We start from the raw sequence: 451 nt of genomic DNA, 5'->3' as shown, positions 1-451 counted from the left end.
ACGAGAAAGAAAGAGGAGAAGGAGGAGGAAGACTCAGATGGGGAGAAGAGAAAGAAGGGAAGACAGGAGAAGGAAAGAAGGGGGGAAGGGGAGGAGAGGAGAGGAAGAAAGGAGGAGAGGGAGGGGGAAAGGGGAGAGGAGAGAAGCCAGGAAGGAAAAGAGGGGGGAAGAGGGAAAAGGAGGGGAAAAAAAAAGGAAAAAGGGAGGAGGGAAGGAGAAAAGAAGGAAAGAGGGGAAGAGGAGAGAGAAAAGGGAGAAGGGGGGAAGGAAGGGGAAGAGAGAGGGGGGGAGAGTGTGAGAGAAGAAGAGGGAGGGAGAGAAAGGGAAAGGAGAGGGGGAGAGAAGAAGGAAAAGGAGAAGAGGGAAGGGAAGAGGGAGAAAAGGAGAAAGAGGGGGGAAGGGGGAAAGGAAAAAGGGAAGAGAGGGAGGAAAGGGAAGGGGAGGTTATAGG

At 53.2% G+C, this 451-nt stretch carries 1 protein-coding gene; it reads left to right on the top strand.

The window, feature by feature from the left end:
• On the top strand, positions 1-450 hold a 450-nt coding region (locus tag KW839_RS28220; protein WP_218426046.1), incomplete at its 5' end, for a hypothetical protein.
• Position 451 lies beyond the last annotated feature (1 nt).

This window comes from Pseudomonas sp. PDM31 (genome assembly GCF_019218965.1).
Classification (GTDB): Bacteria; Pseudomonadota; Gammaproteobacteria; order Pseudomonadales; family Pseudomonadaceae; genus Aquipseudomonas.
Note: the sequence above shows the minus strand (reverse complement) of the source record. Positions and strands in the feature narration are given on the sequence as shown.